Here is a 3,244-nt window from a genome sequence, read left to right as displayed (position 1 = left end):
TGTTCAATTACGGGGTGATACCCTGGGCACAAGAATCTTTGGGATTATCCAATAGGAGGCTAAAGCCCACAGATGAGGTCTACAAGCACCAACAACTATAGGGGTGTCAAATATGAGGGATATCCAACTAAAGGGCGCTGTCCACAGACATAACTATCCATAGGTAAGTGGTTATCCGATAAAACGGTGCTATCCACAGGAATAAGTATCCATGGTTAATTATCTATCCAATAACTGGGGCTCTCCAAAGGTAAGGTTAAACGGTATGGCCGGGAGGTGGTGTCCTTGTCGGAGCCGGAATATGAGCGACGTGGGCCGGAGCGTGCGTGGAGTGTGGGAGAGCATCCGTGGCCCCCCGATAGGGCCGGATAGGATGATATCCCTCACGGAGGGCACGTGCAGGCAGGTCGCGAATCTGTAGGCGAGACAAGGGCAACCACCGGAAGGCCGGGCTGTTTAGCACAACCTCCGAAGCAGTATTACCAAAAAGCCGGGCTGTTTAGCACCGCCCTAAGATTGACCATCCACCAAGAGCCCACATTTTTAGCACTTACCATCATCGTTACCTCTATCATCCCATCCACCCACCACAATCATCCAACATCCCCCTAACCAGAAAACTCACCGCACTACGGTACAATACACCCCTGTTTTGTGCTAATATCCTGCTTAGTTTGTTTTTTGTCCGGCCTATTCGATTCGGCCCTGGGCACCACCCAGGTACATAAAATATAGAGCTTTTGCGTAGCCATTATCCAAACACAGTATGTTTACCGAGGAGGAGATTAATGAGAAAAATCATTGCCGGTTTACTTATCCTGGCGCTCAGCCTTTTAGCGATCGGCTGTAGCACCACGAAAACCGCAACGAGTACATCAGAAGCGGATAAAACTGCAACCGAGAAAGCGACATCCATGCCAACGACCATCAGGGTCGGGACGCTTCCGACCGAGGATACTCTGGCTATCCACGTAGCCGACCAGAAGGGGATTTTTAAGAACAGAGGCCTCGATGTAAAGGTTACGGTGTTTAAAAGCGCCCAGGAGCGCGACGCGGCGCTTCAGGCCGGTCAAATCGACGGCTTCATGGGCGACATAGTCGCCGTTGCCGCGCTGCACCAAAGCGGCACCCCGGTTTCTATCGTGAGCATTCTGCTCGGGGCCACTCCGGATCAGGGGCGCTTCGGCATCGTGGCGCCTCCGAAATCGACCATAGCAACAGCCGCCCAGCTTAAAGGCGTGCCGATTGCCACATCGAGCAACACCATCACCGAGTACGTTATCGACTCGCTGCTTAAAGAAAACGGTTTCAAGGATCCCGATATCAAGAAAGTCGAGATCAAAGCTCTGCCGGTTCGCATGGAAACCGTGATGAGCGGTAAGGTGCAGGCCGCGGCGTTGCCCGATCCATTGCTTGCCCTAGCCGTAAAGCAAGGTGCCCATTTGATCGTCGACGATACCAAGGGCGCCAACCTGTCCCAGACGGTCCTTGTGTTCAGAAAAGATTTTCTTGGTAAGGATGAGAACAAAACCGCAATCAAAAGCCTGCTCGAAGGCATAAATGACGGCGTAACCTTGATTAATAAGAATCCTGATACCTACCGCAAACTGCTGGTCGAAAAAGCCAAACTGCCAAAGCCGATCGAGGATTCGTATAAAATCAATACCTATCCCGAAGTCCAGCTTCCGACCAAGGATGAAGTGGGTCAGGTACTGGATTGGATGGTCAAGAAGAATATCGTCAAACCCGGTTTAACGTATAAAGACCTGGTCAACCAGGAGGTTCAGCCCAGCTAGTGCCCGATGTAGATCTTCTCAACGTTGGAGTCGATTACAAGAATCTCGGCCGGACGGTAACGGCGCTTGACAGCGTTGATTTACATGTCCCGGCTGGTGACGCGCTAGCTATAATCGGCCCCTCGGGCTGCGGCAAATCGACGCTGCTCTATACATTAAGCGGTCTTATCAAGCCGACCCGTGGGACTATCAGGATTGACGGCGAAGAGTTACAAGGACAGCGGCTTCAGACGGCGTTGATCCTGCAAGACTATGGGTTGTTTCAATGGAATACCGTCTTCGATAATGCCGCACTCGGTCTCCGAGTGCGGCATGTTCCGAAGGAGCAGATCAAGGAGAGGGTAGGAAGGATTCTCGAGCGTCTCGGCCTTTGGGAGATGCGCGACCGGTATCCGGGCCAACTCTCGGGCGGGCAACGCCAGCGCGTGGCAATTGCGCGCTCGCTCTCACTCGACCCCGATTTACTCCTCATGGATGAGCCGTTTTCTTCGCTCGACGCCCTCACCCGAGAAGAACTGCAAAATACCGTCCTCGACATATGGCTTGAACGCAAAGCTAACGGTAAAGTAAAGGTAGATAGTAGCGGAAACGGTCATTTACCAGGCCCTTTGACGGTTGTCCTTGTGACGCACAGTATTGAAGAGGCGACGTTTCTCGGCAAGCGCATAGCGGTCATGGGGATAAATCCAGGGCGGATCACCTCGATGGTCGATAACGGTGAGATGGGCGGGGACGACTATCGCAACACACCCGGCTTTTACGATCACTGTGCGAAACTACGCGGCATGCTAAAGGACGGTGTCCGCGTTGGATAAAGCAAGAGGATATCTCGGCGCGACCGTCGGGCTTTTTGCTATCTGGTATGCGCTTGCGGCCATATTCAAACTACAGGCTTTGCCGTCGCCGGTGGTCGTCTTTGTGGATTTCTTTCGTTTGTTGCCGGGGGACCTCTCGCGCCACTTTGCGATCAGTCTCTACCGGGTTCTGGTCAGTACCGCGCTCGGGATGATTCTGGCGTTGCCAATCGGCCTGGTCCTGGGCAGGGAAGAGCGCCTCGACCGCTTTTTCGCGCCGCTTATCTTTATCCTTTATCCCATCCCAAAGGTCGTGTTCTTACCGATATTTCTCGTCCTTTTAGGGATTGGGGACTTATCAAAAATCGTGCTGATAACCGTTATCGTCTTCTTCCAGATTCTCGTTACGACGCGAGACGCGGCGCGTGAGATACCAAATCAATCGATCATATCGATGCAATCTCTCGGCGCTACCAAGTGGCAGATATATAAACACGTGATTTATCCGGCGAGTTTGCCCAAGACATTTACCGCCATCAGGATCGCCTCGGGGACCGCCATCGCGGTGCTCTTTTTCGCAGAGACCTTTGCAACAGAGGAAGGCCTCGGCTACTTTATCATCGACTCCTGGAGTCGCTTCAACAAACCCGACAT

General features: G+C 52.7%; 4 protein-coding genes. All 4 read left to right on the top strand.

What is annotated here, in order from left to right; all coding sequences use genetic code 11:
• Positions 1-396: 396 nt before the first annotated feature.
• On the top strand, positions 397-612 hold the full coding sequence (locus tag ACYC56_RS13635; RefSeq protein ID WP_461374722.1) for a hypothetical protein: 216 nt from the start codon (positions 397-399) through the stop codon (positions 610-612).
• Between the two features lie 176 nt (positions 613-788).
• A complete protein-coding gene (locus tag ACYC56_RS13630; RefSeq protein WP_461374721.1) occupies positions 789-1,796 on the top strand; it encodes an ABC transporter substrate-binding protein in 1,008 nt (335 codons plus the stop codon).
• On the top strand, positions 1,796-2,611 hold the full coding sequence (locus ACYC56_RS13625; RefSeq protein ID WP_461374720.1) for an ABC transporter ATP-binding protein: 816 nt from the start codon (positions 1,796-1,798) through the stop codon (positions 2,609-2,611). Before ACYC56_RS13630 ends, ACYC56_RS13625 begins: the two co-directional genes overlap by 1 nt.
• Positions 2,604-3,244: ABC transporter permease (locus tag ACYC56_RS13620; protein ID WP_461374719.1), on the top strand; the 641-nt coding region annotated here is incomplete at its 3' end. The genes ACYC56_RS13625 and ACYC56_RS13620, both read left to right, overlap by 8 nt.

The sequence above is a fragment of the Candidatus Aquicultor sp. genome, from assembly GCF_054640775.1.
Note: the sequence above shows the minus strand (reverse complement) of the source record. Positions and strands in the feature narration are given on the sequence as shown.